This is a genomic window from Roseibium aquae (assembly GCF_008711285.1).
Lineage (GTDB): Bacteria > Pseudomonadota > Alphaproteobacteria > Rhizobiales > Stappiaceae > Roseibium > Roseibium aquae.
Genome location: NZ_VXDC01000003.1, coordinates 343,679 through 362,866, shown reverse-complemented (window position 1 = coordinate 362,866; position 19,188 = coordinate 343,679). Strand labels below are relative to the sequence as shown.

The 19,188-nt window shown below is 62.5% G+C and carries 16 protein-coding genes; 6 read left to right on the top strand and 10 right to left on the bottom strand.

From position 1 onward, the window contains the following. Window positions 1-575: 575 nt before the first annotated feature. The 6 genes from F0184_RS07235 to F0184_RS07210 form a co-directional block, all read right to left on the bottom strand. Window positions 576-1,355, bottom strand: coding sequence for a substrate-binding periplasmic protein (locus tag F0184_RS07235; protein WP_150495486.1), 780 nt, complete (start codon window positions 1,353-1,355; stop codon window positions 576-578). A gap of 114 nt (window positions 1,356-1,469) precedes the next feature. Further along, complete coding sequence (locus tag F0184_RS07230) at window positions 1,470-2,261, bottom strand: polysaccharide deacetylase family protein (RefSeq protein ID WP_150495485.1); 792 nt, start codon at window positions 2,259-2,261, stop codon at window positions 1,470-1,472. Then, window positions 2,258-3,424 carry a glycosyltransferase family protein gene (locus F0184_RS07225; protein ID WP_150495484.1) on the bottom strand — a complete coding sequence of 389 codons (1,167 nt, stop codon included), beginning with the start codon at window positions 3,422-3,424 and terminating at the stop codon, window positions 2,258-2,260. Before F0184_RS07225 ends, F0184_RS07230 begins: the two co-directional genes overlap by 4 nt. 18 nt (window positions 3,425-3,442) lie before the next feature. After that, window positions 3,443-4,558, bottom strand: a complete 1,116-nt coding sequence (locus F0184_RS07220; protein ID WP_150495483.1) for a glycosyltransferase family 4 protein — start codon at window positions 4,556-4,558, stop codon at window positions 3,443-3,445. Between the two features lie 25 nt (window positions 4,559-4,583). Further along, window positions 4,584-5,807 (bottom strand): glycosyltransferase family 4 protein, encoded by a 1,224-nt coding sequence (locus F0184_RS07215; protein WP_150495482.1) that lies wholly within the window; start codon window positions 5,805-5,807, stop codon window positions 4,584-4,586. A gap of 34 nt (window positions 5,808-5,841) precedes the next feature. Further along, window positions 5,842-7,068 carry a glycosyltransferase family protein gene (locus F0184_RS07210; protein ID WP_150495481.1) on the bottom strand — a complete coding sequence of 409 codons (1,227 nt, stop codon included), beginning with the start codon at window positions 7,066-7,068 and terminating at the stop codon, window positions 5,842-5,844. 229 nt (window positions 7,069-7,297) lie between these two features. On the opposite strand from F0184_RS07210, the gene F0184_RS07205 reads away from it, so the two are divergent. The 5 genes from F0184_RS07205 (at window position 7,298) to F0184_RS07185 (ending at window position 13,755) form a co-directional block, all read left to right on the top strand. Further along, window positions 7,298-9,892, top strand: a complete 2,595-nt coding sequence (locus F0184_RS07205; protein ID WP_150495480.1) for an ATP-binding cassette domain-containing protein — start codon at window positions 7,298-7,300, stop codon at window positions 9,890-9,892. An 83-nt stretch (window positions 9,893-9,975) separates the two neighbouring features. Continuing rightward, window positions 9,976-10,431, top strand: coding sequence for a cyclic nucleotide-binding domain-containing protein (locus F0184_RS07200; RefSeq protein ID WP_150495479.1), 456 nt, complete (start codon window positions 9,976-9,978; stop codon window positions 10,429-10,431). 66 nt (window positions 10,432-10,497) lie between these two features. Then, complete coding sequence (locus F0184_RS07195) at window positions 10,498-11,331, top strand: MBL fold metallo-hydrolase (protein ID WP_150495478.1); 834 nt, start codon at window positions 10,498-10,500, stop codon at window positions 11,329-11,331. 122 nt (window positions 11,332-11,453) lie between these two features. After that, on the top strand, window positions 11,454-12,809 hold the full coding sequence (locus tag F0184_RS07190; RefSeq protein ID WP_150495477.1) for an adenylate/guanylate cyclase domain-containing protein: 1,356 nt from the start codon (window positions 11,454-11,456) through the stop codon (window positions 12,807-12,809). Window positions 12,810-12,987: 178 nt separating this feature from the next. Then, window positions 12,988-13,755 (top strand): SDR family NAD(P)-dependent oxidoreductase, encoded by a 768-nt coding sequence (locus tag F0184_RS07185; RefSeq protein ID WP_150495476.1) that lies wholly within the window; start codon window positions 12,988-12,990, stop codon window positions 13,753-13,755. A gap of 156 nt (window positions 13,756-13,911) precedes the next feature. Here the strand turns inward: F0184_RS07185 and F0184_RS07180 are convergent, their stop codons facing one another. From F0184_RS07180 to F0184_RS07165, 4 genes are all read right to left on the bottom strand, one after another. Continuing rightward, window positions 13,912-14,259: an SMR family transporter gene (locus tag F0184_RS07180; RefSeq protein WP_280176934.1), complete on the bottom strand. Its 348-nt coding sequence runs from the start codon at window positions 14,257-14,259 to the stop codon at window positions 13,912-13,914. Between the two features lie 75 nt (window positions 14,260-14,334). Beyond that, window positions 14,335-15,522, bottom strand: coding sequence for a lytic murein transglycosylase (locus F0184_RS07175; protein ID WP_150495475.1), 1,188 nt, complete (start codon window positions 15,520-15,522; stop codon window positions 14,335-14,337). A 301-nt stretch (window positions 15,523-15,823) separates the two neighbouring features. Continuing rightward, window positions 15,824-16,330: a hypothetical protein gene (locus tag F0184_RS07170; protein ID WP_208998358.1), complete on the bottom strand. Its 507-nt coding sequence runs from the start codon at window positions 16,328-16,330 to the stop codon at window positions 15,824-15,826. A gap of 100 nt (window positions 16,331-16,430) precedes the next feature. Then, window positions 16,431-17,561, bottom strand: a complete 1,131-nt coding sequence (locus tag F0184_RS07165) for an SH3 domain-containing protein (RefSeq protein WP_150495474.1) — start codon at window positions 17,559-17,561, stop codon at window positions 16,431-16,433. Between the two features lie 399 nt (window positions 17,562-17,960). On the opposite strand from F0184_RS07165, the gene F0184_RS07160 reads away from it, so the two are divergent. Further along, window positions 17,961-19,139, top strand: coding sequence for an ABC transporter substrate-binding protein (locus F0184_RS07160; protein WP_150495515.1), 1,179 nt, complete (start codon window positions 17,961-17,963; stop codon window positions 19,137-19,139). The last annotated feature ends 49 nt before the right edge of the window (window positions 19,140-19,188 follow it).

Here is a 19,188-nt window from a genome sequence, read left to right as displayed (position 1 = left end):
CGGCCAGCTCCGCAAAGCCGGTCCGCCTCCGCGTCCAGCATCGCGTTCAACGCCTCCTCGACAGTGCCACGCACCATCTCTCCCAGATGGTCCTTGATCCGGGCTTCATCGATCCGGATCACGTTGCTCATCTCTTTGCCGTCGTCGTCATCAGTCATGCCATGCTCCCTTCAATCAGAATAAAGGGAACCGTACCAACCTGAAAATGTGCGAAAAATTTTGTACGTTATCGACCCAAGTGCTGCCGTTTCGTGCCTTCAAACCTTCTTACGCACGCTTTGAAAACTATTATTCTTCGGACCCGAACTGGCCGTTCTACCAAACTTATATCGACCTGAGGCTGAGCCTGCTGCGCTCGGCATAGTCCCCTTTCTCAATGGCCGCGTGTCATGTTGAGAACAGAAGAGCCAGAGCTTCGAATTCTTGCAGGACGCGACAACAATTAGCGCGTCCCGGGGACTTCGGTATGCCGGACCAGATCAGCGGGAATCTATACAACAACTACAGGATGGTTACATGTGTGTGCATCGATCCGCTTTTGGATGGAGCGCGTCTCCGACGTGTTGCCCGTGGATTTAGGAGAGGTCGTCAAGGGCGACCCCATATTCCCTCTTGAGTTGTTCAACTCTGTCGGCGTTGTCAGCCATCCAATCGTTAAAGTCCGCGATCAGTTCGGGTTTTACGGCTGAACTGAGATGGTAATAATCCCGCGTGTGTGGGAGATTCGGATCGAAGACAAGAGCGTTCAATTCGCTCATTTCCGCAAGCTGGTGCTGGATAACGGCGACATTGGCATAGGCGGCATCGACCCGACCAAGGATCGCCTGTTTGATCAATCCGTCCAGCCCATTGACCTCGCTCAGTTCGACGGTGCCGGAGTTGATCAAATCAAGCCATGAAAAGGGCGTGAAACCGAGAACGGTGCCGAGCACTTGGACCGAGCCGACGCCGTTTCCGCTATTTTGGGGAAGCACCGAAACGCCGTCGATGTATTCAACGACCTGATCCGAATAAACTACGTTCTTGCCTTCTTTGAGGTCGGAAGACCACAAGGCGTTGTCCGGGTACTTGAGGTCTATAGTCCCTTCAACCAGAGCATTCATCAGCCGTTTGACGGGATAGGCCTTAAAAGTGAGGGTATGACCACGGTCGCTTGCCCAAGCATCCAGAATTGTGCGGCCAAAACCGGTATATTCACCATTCTGGTAGCTGTAGTGCGGGTAGTAGGTTAACTCTTCAACGCCGACAACAATCTCTTCGGCGTGTGCCTGAGACGGCAGGAGTCCGCTGAAAGTGGACAGTGAAACGGTCAATATCGACACATACTTTGGGATTTTCGGAAGTAGGTTTTGCATCGAGAATCTCTTCGGTTATTTGCCCTTGATCGATAATAAATCTCAAGGTTTTGTTTCTTCTCGATGACGCAGGGGTATCGTAATAATGGTGTTGTCGAACTTCCTTTATGAACCTTAAAGCCAGCCGCCACCGTTCCCCCCGGCCGGGGGCATGACCAGCGACCTCACGCCCGGCCAGTCCGCGCCGGGGTGATGCGCTGCGATCCGCAGCAGCTCGTCGAGGAAAGTGAAGCTGCCCTCATCCATGACCAGATGATGAGAGAGCAGCCCGATGGGCTCGGAGGAATTGGTGCGGCGGCGGCACAGTTGCAGGTCAAGCCGCCGGCTGGCTTCGGCCCAGCCGATGAAGCCGCGTCCCTTGCGCCAATCCACCATGTCGACATGGGTCTGGATCTGGGCCGGATGGGGCGCATGCATCCAGGTGAAGGTTGACAGACCTGAAAGGCCGGCGGTCTCCAGCCGCCGGGAAAGGGCCGGCGCGATGCGGTTCCAGGGCGGCACAAGAACGGGCACGAAGCGGCCGCCGAACAGCGTGTCGAGGCGGCGCCTGCCCTCCGACAGTTCCGCCAGGGCCTCGGCGACGTCCCGGCGGGATCCGAGTTCGGCCGATTTCTCGCCAAGATCCGCGCGCTGAAAATTGGCATGCTGCCAGCCATGCTGCAGCACCACGGCATGTGGTTCCCGCGCGAGGCGTGCGGCCAGGGCGGGTTCGGCGTCCTTGGGAATGACCGCCAGGGCCACCTCCACGCCATGGGTGTTGGCAATGGTCAGAAGCCGGTCCAGTTCCGTCGACGGTCGGGTCGCGTCGTCGTCGCGCCACCAGAACCGGGCCTTTCGGCGGCGCTCGGCGAACCAGTCGAGATGCCGCGTGAGGTCCGAGCGGAAACGCGCCAGATCCGGTGTCATGCCCGGCTGGCCCCGATCCGCTCCCGAAGATCTTCCAGCAGGATCTGCGCGCTGTTTTCGGCGCCTCCGAGGCGAACGGGATGCTGGCGGCGGGGCAGGGCGAGGGCGTCGTCGATCGCGGCGGCCAGCCGTTCCGGGGTCAAGGTTTTCTCGGATGCCACGACGGCCCGGCCATGGGCGGCGAGCGCATCCGCGCGCTGGGCCTGTTCGGTCTCCCGGGCCTGGGCGAAAGGAACCAGCACACACGGGACCCCGGCGATCAGAATATCGAGCACCGTGTTGTAACCGGCCTGGCTGACGGACAGGCGCGCCCGTTTCAACAGGCCCGGAAAGTCGGGCCGGGCGCGTTCCACGATCACGCCACCGCCGGCGCGGGTCCGGTACGCCCTAAAGGCCTCCTCGGAGACATCATGGCCGACCAGCACGCGCCATGTCGCGTCCCCGGCCCGGCGCGACAGCGGGCGGGCGTCCAGCGCGGCGTTCAACAGGCCGTCGGCGACGGCTCCGCCACCGCAGGAGATGATGACTTCGTCGTCCCCATCCGTGCCGGGTGGAACCGCCCGGGCGGCCCCGCCGACATAGCCCGTGTACCGGACCAGGGGCGCGACACGGTCGGCGAAGGGAAAGCTGTCGGCCAATTGCACGAAATCCGGATCGGAATGGACCAGGATCCGGTCGTAGTGGGCGAGTGCTTGATCGGCCATCCATTCCTCTTTCCACAGCTCCTGCTTGCGCACGAGAATATCGCGGATCGAGGTGGCGATCAGAGGGCGGCGCGGCGCGGCGCGGGCGGCTGCCAGCAGCGGTGCCAGTTCGAACTCGAACTGGCGGCGGCCGAAAGGATAGGTTTCCGTCAGAAGAAGGTCGAACGGACGGGACTGGAAGGCGGCAAGGGTCTTGTCCCGCCGCCGGACCTTCCAGGCCTCGTCGATCTCGCGGCCGTCCGGGGTAACGAGCCGGTCGAACACGGCGTCCGGGCTTTTGACCGGGGGCAGGTCCAGGATCTCCAGCGCGGCCCGGTCGAGGGTCGGGGGCAAGGTGTTGCCGGTCGCCAAGGTGACCGCGATCCCCTTTTCGGCCAGGGCCTTGCCGATGGCAACGGCCCGCACCGCGTGGCCGGTCCCCAACAGATGCTGCACGTGAATGAAGGCGTGGTGCGTCATCGTTAACTCTCGTTGGTCTCAACCGCCCCGGTGGCGGGTGAAGTTGGCCACAGCCTGTTCCAGAAAGGCATCGAGGCGCTCCGATCCGGCCGCCAGGGTGTGGCGGGCCGCAATGTGATCGCGCGCGGCAAGGCCCATGTCGTCGGCGCGCTGCGGATCGCTGAGCACCTTGCGCAGATTGACGGCCAGCGCTTCGGCGTCGCCCTCCGGCGCCAGCAGCCCGGTGACCCCGTGCCGGACGATGCTCGGGACCCCGAACGCATCCCCCGCCACAACGCCAAGGCCGGCGGCCTGGGCTTCAAGGAAAACCAGACCGAAAGCCTCGCGGATCGCCGGCCAGACGAACAGGTCGTGCCGGGCATATTCCGCGGGCAGGTCGGACGGCGGCAGGGTGCCCAGAAACCGTGTGCGCTGGGGCGGAAACAATGGCCGGACATCCGGGGCGGCCATGCCGTCGCCGATGATCGTCAAATGCCACGGCAGGTCGCTCACGCGCTCAAGTGCCTCCGCCAGGACCCGGTAGGATCTTTCCTTGTCCCCGGGCCGCATCATCCCGACGGCCAAAAGGTCCAATGGTGCGTTGGCAAGCGGTTTTGCGAGGTTGGAGGCCACCTCGAAGGCCTGGGTATCGATAAAGGGCAACAGGACGGTCAGCTGGCCCGACGCCAGCACTGGCCGAAGGCATTGCGCATCGGCCTCGTGCAGCGCGGCCACCATATCGGCCCGGTGCAGCGCCCTGTCCGCGTCGGCGAAACCAAGACGAAACGCGCCTTCCTGGTGTTTGGGCGCGCGGCTCGCCTCCAGGATCGCATAGGGAAGGTTGAACCTGTCCGCCAGGACGGGGCCGATCCAGTCAGGCGCCTTGTGATAGACGTGGTAGGTCAGGAAAATATCGGGACGGTATCCCTCTTCCTCCCATGTGTCGCCGATGCGGTGCGCTTCCTCAAGAGCGGCCTCCTTCAGGTGTCGCTGAGCCTCACCGCCGCTTTTCGACCAGGCCCGGAAGGTGGACGCGACCCGTACCTCGTGCCCGGCCAGTCGGGCGGCCCGCACGAACAGCCGGCCCATCGTCCGGTCGCCGGAGGGCTCGGGATGGTCCAGCGGTTTCATCGGCGCTGTGAAGGCGATTTTCATGCGGGCTCGGCGCGGGTCCTGATGGTCATGCCCCCACTTGTCGGAATTTTTCCGCAAGCAGGTCAAGCCCCGGCGCGCTGGCGAAGTGGCTTCGAACATGGCTGGCCGCCGCTTTGCCCAGCCGGTCCCGCTCGCCTGGCGCGCGGATCAGGTCGGCCAGCGCGCCGGCCAGTGCTTGGGGGTCGCCAGGCGCGACCAGGCGTCCGGTCCGGCCATCCTCGATCAGTTCCGGGATCGCGGAGACCCGGGTCGACAGGCAGCAAAGCCCCATGGACTGCGCTTCCATCAGAACATTGGGCAAACCGTCCCGGTCGCCCGACTTGGCGAGCTTGGAGGGCAGGACGAACAGGTCGGCGGTCCGGCAGGCCTTGATGACTTCCTCGCGCGGCTGCGCGCCGCGCCAGACGATCCGCCCCGACAGGTTCAGGCCATCCGCCATCGCCTTCAGCTTGTCCGACAGGTCCCCGCCGCCAACATGGGTAAAGCGCCAGTTGAGATCGCCGGGAAGGAGGGCAAGCGCGGTCAGCAGATCGTCATAGCCCTTCTTTTCCACTGCCCGCCCCACGGAGACCAGCTCCACCGGCTCGCTTGCCCCATCGCGCATCGAGGGCGGTCCCGATGGCTCGGGAAAGCCGCAAAAATCGAGGCCGTGATAGACCAGCTCGATCTTTTCGGGTGTTTTGCAAAGGCCCTTGAGGTGCCCGGTGTTGACCTTCGTGCAGGTGACGCCCCAGGCCGCATCGTCCAGCTTTGTCCGCAGGTCCCAATCCGGGCTCGTCCAGATGTCCTTGGCGTGTGCGGAAAAGGACCATCCGAGGCCGGACAGATGGGCGGCATAGCGCGCCGCAGAGCAAGGGGTGTGCAGGTAGTGCGTGTGGATCCAGCGCACGTCCTGCGGCAATTCATGGGCAAAGACGCAGCCCTGGGCCCAGCGGCGTTTGCGGTCATTGCCCGGGGCCCGGGCGAGGTCGGCCTTCAGCAGGGACCGTGCGGCCGCGAAGGTCGGCTGTTTTTCCGCCCAGCGTTTGGCCCGCGCCACCCGCGCCGGATCGTCCTTCACATATTCGGGCAAATACATCACTTCCGCGCGAATCTGCCGGTGCAGATCATGGATGAACGGATCATAGGGCTTGCGCAGCGCAACAATCAGGATCTCGATGCCCCGCTGTTCCAGGCCCAGGATCTCCTGAGCGATGAAGGTTTCGGACAAGCGTGGATAGCCTTTGACCACAACGGCGATGCGGGACATGAAATTCGATCTCGAACGTGTGTCTGATGAGGGGTTACTGCGGAAACGGAATCAGCCGCCGCGTTTTCCGGGCCCGCCGGTTCTCGTCGAGGATCTGGCCGACCCTGTCCCCGATGATGTCCAGCCCGTCGAGCAGATTGTCGACCCCGGCGGCCGACGGACGCGGCGCGCGGGGCAAGTCTGCCAGGGCCACGGTCATCAGATCGGTATTGGGGTAGTGGTCGATCGGCAGCACCCGCAAAAGCCCCGAGTTTTCGGCCCGGGCCGCCCGGATGGCCTGCTCGCGCCGTGGAACGATCCGGGGCACCAGGAGGGTCGGCTTGTCGAAGGACAGGATTTCACAGAAGGTGTTGTACCCGCCCATCCCCACGATCGCGGTCGCGGCCGCCAGATACGGCTCGATCTGGGGTGTGAAGCGGATTACTTCCACATCACGCAGGTTCTCCGCGCGCTCGGTGAATTCGGTCACCGAGGCGGCGGGCATGAATGGTCCAAGCACGATCAAGGCGGGGAAAAGCGGCCTCGCATAGGCTTCATAGGCGCGCATGACCCAGTCGACCATCTCGACGCCGTCGCCGCCGCCGCCCGGTGTCACCAGGATGAAGGGTTCATCGCCAAAGGGTTCGGGAAGCGGCTGGCCTTCCGCATGGGCGGGCAGGGCGCGGCGCAGATAGCCGGTATATTGCAGCTTTTGCGTGACGGTTTTGGGCAGCGCGATGCCTTCCACCGGGTTGCAGATGCCCTCCGGTCCATAGATCCAGATCTCGTCGTAAAGCCGCTCAAGCGCCGGCATCACGTTCTTCCGGTCCCATTCGTCCCGCAGGATGGCCGGATCGTCCATAACGTCTCTCAAGCCCAGCACCAGGCGGGTGTCGGTTCCCTTCAGGGCTTCCAGGGTCGACACCACCTCGCCGCGCAGACCCAGCGGCTCCTTGTCCACAATAAAGATATCGGGCTCGAACACCTCCGCCGTATGCTCGATGATGGACGAGCGGATCTCCAGCGTGTGATCGATGTTCAAATGCAGGGATTGCGGCGTGTATTCGCCGTTTCGCAGCTTTATGACGCCCGGGATGCGAACGAAATCGACGCGGGATCTGAACTCGAAACTGCCGATGATGGGTGATCCCGAAAGGATCATGACGGACAGGTCGTCAAACGCGCCGACCAGGGCATGGGCAATAGCCCGGCACCTGCGCAGATGGCCAAGGCCGAAAGAATCGTGGCTGTAGATGAGGATTTTCGGCGATTTGGAACGCATGTATGCCTGTCTGCCCCCGACGGTCCGCCGGACTTATGTCCTGTCGCGGCCCCATTTGTCACGCGCTTATTTGGCCCCGCGCCACAGTTTCAAATTGAATCCACCCCGTCAATCCACGTTCCCACGAAGAATTGAGGCGTAATCCGAGCTAGCGGATTTGGATTGAGGCGCTAATATGGCGCGCCGACGAGACGGTGCGCGGCCGCACCCTGCCGACCCGGATGCCTTTATGGAAAAAAGCCTTTTCAGTTTCATTTGGCGGTTCAGCAAACGTCAGCAGATCTTCATTTTATGTGTCACCGTTCTCACCTATCCGGTGACCTACATTCTGCTCGAGTTGCCGAAGCTTATCGTCAATGACGCGGTCCAGGGCAGCGGCTTTCCGCGCGCCGTATTTGGCTTCGAATTCGATCAGGTCTCCTATCTCGTCCTTCTGTGTTTTACGTTTCTGGGTCTGGTGGTCGTCTCCAACGGCCTGAAGTTGTTCCTCAACGTCTACAAGGGACGATTGGGCGAGCGGATGCTGCGCCGCCTGCGGTTCGAACTCTTCCAGCGTGTCCTGCGGTTCCGGTTGCCGCATTTCCGGAAAGTGAGTTCCGGCGAAATCATTCCGATGATCACCTCCGAGGTGGAGGATGTCGGGGGCTTCATCGGCGAGGCGTTCGCGCTGCCGGCCTATCAGGGCGGCATGCTGGTGGTCCAGCTTGGCTTCATCTTCATGCAGGACCCGCTGCTGGGCCTGGCGGCGATCAGCTCGTATCCGATCCAGGCCTATATCATTCCGAAGTTGCAGCGGAAGGTTGTGCTTCTGTCCCGCCGGCGGGTCAAGAATGTCCGGGTCATTGCCGACAAGGTTGGGGAAAGCATCACCGGCGTGCCCGAAATTCATGCCAATGACGCGTCGGCCTGGCATTCGGCGGATTTGTCCGACCGCTTGTATGAAAACTTCAAGATCCGCTACGAGATATACAATCGGAAGTACTTCATCAAGTTCCTGAACAACTTCATGAACCAGCTGACGCCGTTCTTCTTCTATCTGATCGGCGGATATCTGGTGATTGAGGGAGACCTTAGCATCGGGGCATTGCTGGCGGTGATCGCGGCCTACAAGGACCTCGCCGGTCCCTGGAAGGAATTGCTCGCCTACTACCAGATGACGGCCGATGTTTCGGTGAAGTATCAAACGGTTGTGGAAAACTTCGACCCGGTCGACATCTATCCGGCCGAGCGCCTGACGTCGGACGAGACGGTTGCCCTCAAGGGCGACCTGGTTCTGTCCAATGTCAGTTTCTCCGGCGGAGCGGCCGGCCAGGAGGTCTTCGACGTGTCGCTGAAGGTGCCTCAAGGCCAGATGGTGGCGGTGGTCGGGCCGGACGGATCGGGCCGGGCCGAGGTGCTGCAACTGGCCGCCGGACTGGTCAGCCCATCCTCCGGCCGGGTGGAAATCGGGGGGCAGGACCTCGACAAGCTGTCGGAGGCCACACTTGGGCGTGAAATCGCCTATGTGGGTGGCGCGGTGCATGTGTGGACCGGAACGATCCGCGACAACATGTATTACGGGCTTCGTCACCGGCCGCTGGTCGGGCCTGAGCGCACGGCGGAGGAACAACGGGCTCACGAACGGTGGTTGACCGAGGCGCGCCTGACCGTGAACCCCACCTATGACCGGGCCGCTGTTTGGGACGATTATGCGGCGGCCGGTGTCAAGGACCTTGCCGAGCTCGATCGCCGGGCGCTGGAACTCCTGTCGGCCGTCGGCCTTGACGCCGATGTCTACCGGCTCGGCCTGCAGTCCCGGTTCGATCCCACCCTCGACGACAAGTTCGCCGAGCGCATTCTGGCCGTCAGGGCCACGCTTGAGCGCCGGATCGCCGAGGATCCAACGCTGCGCGGGCTGGTGGAGCTTTGGAACATCTCACAATTCAATGCCAGCGCGACGCTGGCGGAGAACCTTTTCTTCGCCGTGCCCAAAGATCCCGACATCACAATGGATCAGGTTCCCGACCTGCCGGAAGTGAAAGCCTTCCTGAAAGAGACGGGGATCGACGGCCGGCTCGAGGAGATCGGGCTCAAGATTGCCGAGACGATGATCGAACTGTTCGCGAACGTGTCGGGCGACAGCGGGCTGCTGGGAACCTATTCGTTCATTACCCAGGACGATCTGCCGGAATTCGACCGCATCGTGCGCAACGCCCGGTCAGTGGTCCAGAAAAGCCGGATGCAAGACGCCGATAGGGCGCGGCTGGCAGGCCTTGCATTCAAACTGGTTCCCGCCCGGCATCGTCTCGGCGTCATGACGGATGAGCTCAAGGCCGAGATCTGCCAGGCGCGCAAGCAGTTCCTGGAAAAGGTGGTCGCGCCGGGCGAGACCTTCGTGGCGATCGATCCGGGTGTGTATCTGCCGCCGCTGACCATCGAGGACAATCTCCTGTTCGGGCGCGCCCGGGTCGACCGGCGCGATGCCCGTCAGCGGATCGATCAGGTCATCCGCTCGATCGTGGAGGAAACAGGGCTGCGCGAGCCGATCATGTTCGCCGGGTTCAATTACCATGTCGGGGTGTCAGGATCGCGCTTGTCGGCAAGCCAGCGGCGGCGTCTTGCGCTGGTGCGCGGGCTTTTGAAAAACGCGCCAGTCACGATCCTCGATGACATCGCAACCGGTCTCAACGACGAGGATCAGCAACTGCGCCAGACCCTGCGGGCCTTGCTCGAAGGCCGGACGCTGCTGTTCGGGTCCCCGTATACCGGGTTGGCGGAAGAGTTTCATGCCCATGTTCTTCTCGACCAGGGGCGGCTTGCCTCAAAACAGGCCGACCCGACTTGAGGCTTTGGTTTTAAAGTGCTTTTGTGCTTCGTGATTTGGCATTTGACATGGCAGTAGACAAAGGAATGGGGCGGGAGGTGGATATGTCTTTGGAGACCGAGGTCGAAGCTCTCAGACGCGTTCCCTTGTTTCGCGGGATTGACGAGACCAAACTGCGCCTGCTGGCCTTTATCAGCGACCGGACGCGGTATCAGAAAGGGGAACGGCTGTGCAGCCAGGGTGAGGAAGGCGATAGTGCGTTCATCATCCTGCTTGGCACGGCCGATGTTCGCGTCGATACGCCGGAAGGAGAGAGGACGGTGGCGCAAGTGGGGGAGAACTCCATTGTCGGTGAAATCGCCATCTTGTGCGACGTGCCGCGGACGGCGACCCTGGTGGCGGCCACAGACATGGATGTCCTGATCGTGTCAAAGGACGATTTCTTGAAGCTCTTGAAAGAGTTTCCCGATATTTCTCTTGAGGTCATGCGCACCTTGGCCCTTCGTCTGGAGCGCACGACCCGCGATCTTGCGGAAGCCCAGCGCAGGGCCGGGGACTAGGCGGCACTGCAATCACAGCCGGCCCACGAGCGGGAGGAGCAAGGACTTTGAGACAAGGAGCGGCCAGTGTCGAATGAGTTTTGGCTCCGGATTTGGGGCGCGCGCGGCTCGACGCCGACGCCGGGTGCTTCGACCTTGCGCTATGGCGGGGAAACGACCTGCTTCGAAATCCGTGTCGGCGGCCGGATGATCCTGGTGGATTGCGGGTCGGGGGCCCGCAATCTCGGTTTGGACCTGTGTGCCAAGGACGGCCCCAGGTCCTTCGACGTGCTGTTCACGCACACCCATCTCGATCACATCTGCGGGCTGCCCTTCTTCAAGCCGGCCTTCTTTCCCGGCTTTGATGTCCGCGCCTGGGCGGGGCATTTCCAGGACAACAGCACGGATCTGATGGACATCGTCAGCCGCATCATGTCGCCGCCGATTTTTCCGCTGGCCGCGAAGTCTCTGAAGAGCCTGTCCTTTCACACATTCGAAGCCGGACGGCCGCTGCCGCTCGGTATCGACGGCCTGACCGTTCGGACCATGCGGCTCAATCACCCCGGCGGGGCCTGCGGCTACCGCTTCGAGTTTGGGGGGAAGTCGATCTGCATCATCACCGATCACGAGCACGGCAATCCGGTGGTCGACGATGCCTTGCCGGATTTCGTGCGGCAGGCCGACATTATGATCTACGACGCCATGTACACGGACGGGGAGTATGAACGCTATCGCGGATGGGGGCACTCGACCTGGCAAAAGGCCGTCGAACTTGCCGGGAAAGCGGCGGTGAAGGTTCCGGTTCTTTTCCATCATGACCCGTGCCGCTCGGATGACGAACTGGATGAAATCGGTCTGGCTGCCCGGGGCGTCTATCCGACCACCCTTGTGGCGAGCGAAGGGATGCTGCTGCGCCCCTGATCGGGCTCACGTTAGGTAACATTCCCGCGGCCTTGTCTTGCGGTCGTGGCAAAGACGGCTCACCTTGCCTTGTAAAGGGCGTCCGGATTTTGCGCATAAGCGCCCCCACGAGGGTCTTCTGAATGTCGAAGTGGCGCGAAACACTGGGCTATCTCCTGCGGGGCGGTCCCCCGGCAACCGGCATCCCGGCACGGGTGCGCGCCGAGATCCGCGCCCGTGAGAACGCGTCGGAGCGGCTGATATCCTGGGTGCAACTGGGGATCGTTCTGTTTTTCGCCACGCTCTACATGATCGCCCCCCGGGCCGAAGGGTCCTCGGGGTTCAATTTCGTGCCTCTCGCGCTTGCCATCTACTTCGCATTCACTGTGATCCGCCTCGCATTGTCCTACCGGGTGGAATTGCCGGAGTGGTACCTGCTCCTGTCGATCGGCGTCGACATGGCGCTTCTGGTTGGCCTGATTTTCTCCTTTCACATCCAGTACGACCAGCATCCCGCGTTCTATTTGAAGACGCCGACCCTGATGTATGTGTTCATCTTCATCGGCTTGCGGGCGCTGCGCTTCGATCCGCGGTTCGTTTTGACCACGGGGCTTGTCGCGGTCTTCGGCTGGCTCGGATTGGTGGCCTATGCGGCCCTGGCCGAAATGGACGGCATGCGGGTCACCCGCAACTACGTCGAATACCTCACCACCAACAGCATCCTGATCGGCGCGGAGCTGGACAAGACCATGGTGATTCTCACCGTGACGATCATCTTGTCCGCAGCCCTTTACCGTGGCCGGTCCATGCTGTTCGAGGCTGTGCGGGACCACGCGGCCGCGGCCGATCTCAAGCGCTTCTTCGCCCCCGAGGTTGCGGCCTCCATCACGGATGGGGAGCGGGCGCTCATGGCTGGGGAGGGCAGCGTGCGGGACGCCGCCGTGCTCTATATCGACATTCGCGGGTTTACAAGCACAGCCGAGCAGTTGCGGCCGGCCGAGGTCATGGCGGTCTTGACCGCTTATCAGGACCTTGCCATCCCGGTTATCGAGGCAACCGGCGGACGGGTGGACAAGTTCCTCGGCGATGGCATTCTCGCCACCTTCGGCGCTGTCCAGCCCTCCGGGACCTATGCGGCGGATGCGCTCACAGCGGCCACGGCGGTCATCGAGGTGCTGGCCGGCAAGGCGGGGCAGTTCCAGGAACTGGGATGGCCCGGCCCCTTCCGGGTGGGCACGGCGGTCGCCGCCGGCCCGGTCACGGTCGGCGTTGTCGGCGGCCGGGACCGGCTCGAGTTCACCGTGATCGGCGATGCGGTCAACCGGGCGGCCAAGCTCGAGGACGCCAACAAGGCCGAACAATCGGCCGCGTTGACCGATGCGGCCACCTATCGGCTGGCGAGGGCTCAGGGGTATGCCGGCGAGCCGGGGGAACTGCGCCCCGCGCGCAGGGTTGCCGGCTTGCGCGAGCCCCTCGATCTTTGCGTTCTGGCAAAGTAGGGCGAACCGTTTTCAGTCAGCCGGCGCCTGTGTCTGGACGCCCTTCGTTCGAGCTTTCGGCTTGACCGGGGCAAGGGTTTTTGCAATCGTCACCGCAGTTTTTGACGTTTTCGTCAAACAAATAGGAAAAAGTCATAAAAAATAGTGGCTTGAATTCCTTTTTTGTGTGGAGAGACCAATGCAATTTACAAATGACATGGCCGCTGTCGTCACCGGTGGGGCGTCCGGGCTCGGGGCGGCGACCGCGCGGATGCTGGCGGGCGAAGGCGTCAAGGTGACACTTTTCGACCGCGATGCGGCGCAAGGCGCACAGGTTGCCGGAGAGATCGGCGGACTGTTCGTGGAAGTGGATGTCACCGATCAGGCGAGCGTTGAGGCGGGTTTTGCAAAGGCCCGGGCCGCCCATGGCGTGGAGCGGATCCTGGTGAACTGCGCGGGCATCGCGCCGGTCGCCAAAACCACCTCCCGTGGCGAGCCGCACCCGATGGACATGTTCGAGAAGGTGATTGCGGTGAATCTGACCGGATCGTTCCGCTGCATCGCGCTGTCCGCGACCGCCATGACAGGGCTGGATCCCGTGACCGCAGACGGCGGGCGCGGTGTCATTGTATCGACCGCGTCCGTGGCCGCTTTCGATGGTCAGATCGGCCAGGTAGCCTATGCGGCTTCGAAGGGCGGGATCGCTGGAATGACGCTGCCGGTCGCCCGCGATCTGTCCAGGTCGGGCATTCGGGTGATGACCATCGCGCCGGGAATTTTTGAAACGCCGATGCTTCTGGGGCTGTCCCAGGAGGTGCAGGACTCCCTCGGGCAACAGGTGCCGTTCCCTTCACGGCTGGGCCGGGCGGCCGAATATGCGCAGTTGGTCAAGGCGATCATTGAAAACGACATGCTGAACGGCGAAACCATCCGTCTTGACGGCGCGATCCGCATGGCGCCGAAATAACGGCTATGGCCTGACGGGGGCGCCCCGCCATGGACCAGCGATGACAGGGCGCGCGATCGCGCGCCCGCAAGTGTCTTTTCCGTAAGGGCGTTTGCGGCGAGCCGTTCCTTGAGCCGCCCGCCACCTTTGGCCGTTTTCAATAGAACGCCCGATGCTCTAATGCCCGGCGGCCTTTGAGAAGACGTTGACGATCACAACGCCTGCGATAATCAGCCCGAGACCGAACACAGCCGGCAGATCCAGCTTCTGGCCGAAGAAAATCCAGGCGACCGCCGTGATCAGGACAATGCCGGTGCCTGACCAGATGGCGTATACCACCCCGGCCGGCAGCACGCGAATGGGGTAGGACAGGCACCAGAAGGAAAAGGCATAGCCGGCCACCGTGATGAGACTCGGCGTCAACTTGGTGAAATTCTCCGTCTTGGCCAAGGCGGTGGTGGCGATGACTTCCGCGACGATGGCGGCGAACAGAAAAAGGTATGTCGACAGCGTGACAGCAGGCATGGGCTGACCATTAAGACCGGGAGGACTGGGCTTGAGCGGGTATCACGGGCGTTTCCCTCTGGCCAGCGTTTCCTGTCACAACCGGGCCAGAAGGTCGGGGGTAGGCCAGGCATCCGCTGGCATGCCGAGTTGCTGCTGGACCTGACGCACGGCAGCGCGGGTCTGCGCGCCAAGAATGCCATCCACCTTGCCGACATCGTAGCCCCGGTCCGCCAGCTTTTGCTGGAGCTGCTTCATCTGATCCTGCGAGAGGCCCGGATCCGGATTGCCTTGTGCATAGACCGGCGCGCCAGCCAGGCGCGTCGCGAAATAGGCGGCCGATGTCGTGTACACGAAGGACTGGTTCCATTTCAGGTAGACCGCGTAGTTTGGATAGGCGAGGAAAGCGGGTCCCTTGCGCCCCTGTGGCAGGATCAGCGAGGCTGGCAATTCGGGGGATATCTCGCCCCAGCGTGGTTGAACGCCGAGGCGCTGCCACTCCGAGCCGCTCCTGGAGACGTGCAGTCCGGCGTCCGCCCAGTTTAGACTGGAAGGAACCGTGACCTCCTGAAGCCAGGGTTCGCCCCGCCGCCAGCCAAGGCTCTGGATGAAGGCGGCTCCGGTCAAAAGCGCATCCGGGGCGCTGGTCTTGACGTTTACATGGCCGTCGCCGTCGCCGTCCTGGCCGTACAGCATGATGTCTTGCGGAAGCATTTGGACCTGGCCGATCTCGCCGGCCCATGCACCGGTCGTGCGGGCGGGGTCGAGGTCACCTTTCTGCACCATGGCGATGGCACCGATGAGCTGCGGGCGGAACAGGGCCGGCCGCCGGCAATCGTGAGACAGGGTCGCCAGGGCATTGACCGTATTGAAGTCGCCCTGAACCGCGCCAAAATCGGTTTCCAGCGCCCAGAACGCGGTGATGACTGGGGCGGGCACGCCGAATTCGCGCTCGGCCCTTTGAAAGATGGCGGCATGCTTGCGCATGTTCGCCGCGCCGTTCTGCATCCGGTAGCTGGAGATCACTTTCTTTGAGAAGTCCAGAAATGTGAGCCGGAACACGCTTTGCGACCGGTCGCGGGCCAGAACGGTCTGGTCGATTTGCGCATTGGCGAGCGCCTTGTCGGCCGCGTTTGCGGACAGGCCCTTGGCCACGGCTTCCTGTTTGACGCCTGCGAGAAACTGACGGAAGTCGCCTCCGCATGGCTGGGCAGACGCGGCGGTTCCCGTCATGGCGAAACCTGCGGCAAGAGCGGCAAGGGCGAGGCGGCGATGAAGGCGCATGGCAAATCCCGGATGCGTGATTGGGCTGTGGTGCGGGAAAGTTGACCGGGTTGCTGCCCCAAGGTCAACCGAAACAAGACCTTGGCGGTGGTCTGTCCACGTCAACCGTGACAACGCAAGTCTGTCCGGGGGCTCAGTCCAGGGGGCTGAGTCCAGGGGGCTCAGTCGGTGGGTGGTCCGGGGGGCTCAAAGCAGGACTGCCAGGGCGGGTGCGGGGAGGCTGTCAGGGCAGTTGGCGCGGGCTTGCCAAGAAGACTTGCGGGGGACGGCCGCACGCCGCGCCCGCGTTTCAAAAAGGGTGTCAGCGGCAGCCGGTACGCCCGGATCCGGCGGTGATGCTGCCTCCAGGACCGTCACGCAGGGAAAAGGCGTTGACGGTGGCCCGTGAACGGCAGTCCGGCATGGGTGGGATCGGTTGTGGCGCGCCAAAGCCGGGCATCGCTGCTCCCGATGTCTGCTGCGCGCACATCTGGTAGGCCATGTCATAAAGCGCTTGCCAGCCGCCTGGATAGGAGCCGAGATTGTTCAAAACGCCAAGCGCGCCGCCGGCTTGCGCTCCGCGCCGTGCACCGGATTCGCCGGCCCAGGCTCCGCCGGCAACCGCGCCCGCCATTCCGCCGCGCACCGCGTCGCCAATCGGGTCACCGGACCCGATATACTGGTTCGCATAGTCGGCGGCATAGATGTGGCAATCGATCCCGTCCGCGTGCGCGAGAGCCGATGTAGCGCACCACGAAGCGCCAACCGCGAGCAGGAAAAGGCCGAAGTGTGCCTTTGGCCAAGGAAAACTGTGCGAAACACTCAGCATGGTTGCACCCGGTCAAGAAGAGGCAAGGTGCAAGCCTATCACGAAATGCCTCCTGCGTATCCCGGTCCCCGGGCCGGAAGGCTGGCCGCCAGTAACGGCCTCAGCCGCTCTTGTTGACGAACCGGCGCGACACATAGCCGGTCTGGCCGTTGTAAGTGATAGTGCACCACCAGCTGTCACAGCCTTTGAGGGCGACCATGGCGCCAGCCGGGACGACCGTCATGACCGAGCCCCGGTTGCTTGCCTGGCTGCGCATGTTCACCGAAGCGGCGATCGAAGCCGTCGAATCCGAGGTCACGGGTGGTTGCGGCGCGGCCGCCGAGATTGCCGACTGCGCTTCACTGGGCCCTGAACTGTCTCTGGAATAACTCAGTGTGCTGGCCGGTCCCGCGCCTGGTGCCGTTTCGCCGGACGCAGCGTTGGCCGCGGCAGTTCTGCCCGTGTCCGTAGCAGTGTCTGCACCGGCAGTGTCGGTTTGCGGACCCGTCGCGGGCGCAGTGGCCGCTGTTTGATCGCCATTGAGCCTATCGGCGGGTGCCGGGTTTGCCGTCTCGCTGCTCTGGGCGCGTTGGACAAGCGTCGCAATCAGCGGGCGTTCGGCGGCTTGTGCAACGGTAAAGGACGACATGAACCGGTCGGGGGAGACCTTGGGGCTGTCTTCAACCGCTACGCCTGCGCCTTCCGGCGCTGGCGTTTGGGAAGACAGAGCCGTTGCGCTCATGCCCAGCGCCGGGGCGGGGCCAGTGCCTGGGCTGGCCGTGGCCGCCACTTGGTCCTGGTGATCTGAATGGGACAGCACCGTATAGGTCTTGTACCCGGCGGCTCCGAAGCCCAGAACAGCAATGAGGATGGCAGTCGACACCAGAGGCCGGATCCAATCCTTGTGATGGACGCCCGCATGGATCAGCGTCTCATTCAGGGCCGGCTGCCTGTCGATTTGGCGGCTGGCGGGAGCCAGCGCCTTCGGCACGCCCGGATGGTCATCGTCTTCAGCCCACCGGATGCGCGGTGATGGCGTCTTTTTCGTTTCCACTCGGCGGAAGAAGCCAAGCTGCCCTGTCTGCCCGGTTTGGCCTGTCTGCCCGGTTTGGCCTGTCGTCTGTTTTTCAGTTCCCGCCCGCGTGTCCGCTTCTCTTTCCGTCATCTCGGTCTTCTTCTTGATCCGCTCAAGGACGTCCTTGGGGAGGTGACGGTTCGGTATTGGTTCGGATGGCTGGCGATACTCAGACATGGTTCAGACCTTCCAACGTCATGGATACCTTTCATCCGGCGCTTCAGGCCGGTGGTGCTCATTGTCCGAAATTGCTGTCGCGGTCTTTGACTTCGAATAAGGTCAAGAATGCGGCAATGCGAAACAATTCACAGGCTTGGCGGTAACGCATCGTCTCAATTGACAGGTGCACCCGTTTGACGACGAATGTTTTCATATGCCTTTCGGGCAAAATCAACCCGTTTAGGCGAATTTTAACGAATCCCCGATGCGCGTGGCCTGGACTATTTCTCATCGATAGGCTTTTCAGCTTCGATATTTCATGCTTAAAATAAATTCACGCGGCGCGCGTTCGTGTTGAAACAAACAAAAAAACTGCGAAAGTCGGCCTGCGGCAAAACGACAGAGGGGATTTCAATGATGAAGCGTTTCTTATCCGCCGTGGCGGTCTCCGCCACCGTTGGCTTGGGCGTCGGAGGGATGGGTCTTGGCAGCGCGCATGCCGAAGGGCTGAAGATCGGTTTCCTGGCGACCTTGTCCGGCCCGCCGGCCGTGCTTGGCGAGCACATGCGCGATGGCTTTCTTCTGGGTGTTGAGGAAGCTGGCGGAAAGCTGGGGGGACTCGAGACCGAGGTCATTGTCGTCGATGACGAGCTGAAGCCGGACGCGGCCCTGACGAAGGTTCAGGGGCTTTTGGAGCGCGACCAGGTCGACATGATGGCCGGGGTGGTGTTTTCCAACGTGATGATGGCGGTCTACAAGCCCATCATCGAATCGGAAACGATTTTTATCGGCAGCAATGCCGGTCCTTCCCCGATCGCCGGACGCGGCTGCAGCCCTTACTTCTTTTCCACATCCTGGCAGAACGATCAGAACCACGAAGTGATGGGCCGGTATGCCGGTCAGCAGGGCTTTGACCGGGTCATTGTGATGGCTCCGAACTATCAGGCCGGCAAGGACGCGATCGCGGGCTTCAAGCGCCACTACACCGGCGAAGTGATCGACGAGATTTACACCAGCCTTGGCCAGCTCGACTTTTCCGCCGAGCTCGCCCGCATCGCGGATGCGCAGCCGGACGCCATCTTCACCTTCATGCCCGGCGGCATGGGTGTGAATCTGGTCCGCCAGTATGATCAGGCGGGTCTCAAGGACCTGATCCCGTTCCTGTCCGCCTTCACCGTCGACGAGACGACGCTGCCCGCGACGAAGGAAACGGCTGTTGGCCTGTTTTCGGCCGCTCAGTGGGCGCCGAATCTCGACAATCCGGCCAATGCCAAGTTCGTCCGTGACTTTGAAGCGAAATATGGCTACGCACCGTCGCTTTATGCGTCCCAAGGCTATGACGCGGCCCGGTTGATCGATGCGGCACTGAAGGTGACGAACGGTGACAAGCGCCCTGAAGCGCTTCTGCCGGTCCTCAAGACGGCCCCGTTCGAAAGCGTGCGCGGCGACTTCCAGTTCAACTCGAACCAGTTTCCGATCCAGGACTACTACCTGACACGGGCGGTCAACCGGTCTGGTGACACCTACGTGACAGAAGCGGTCGAAAAGATCTTCGACGATGTGGGCGACGCCTATGCCGGTTCCTGCCGGATGTAAACCACGCGTTTGACCGCATTCCCGGACCCTTGCCCGCTGTTGGCGGGTC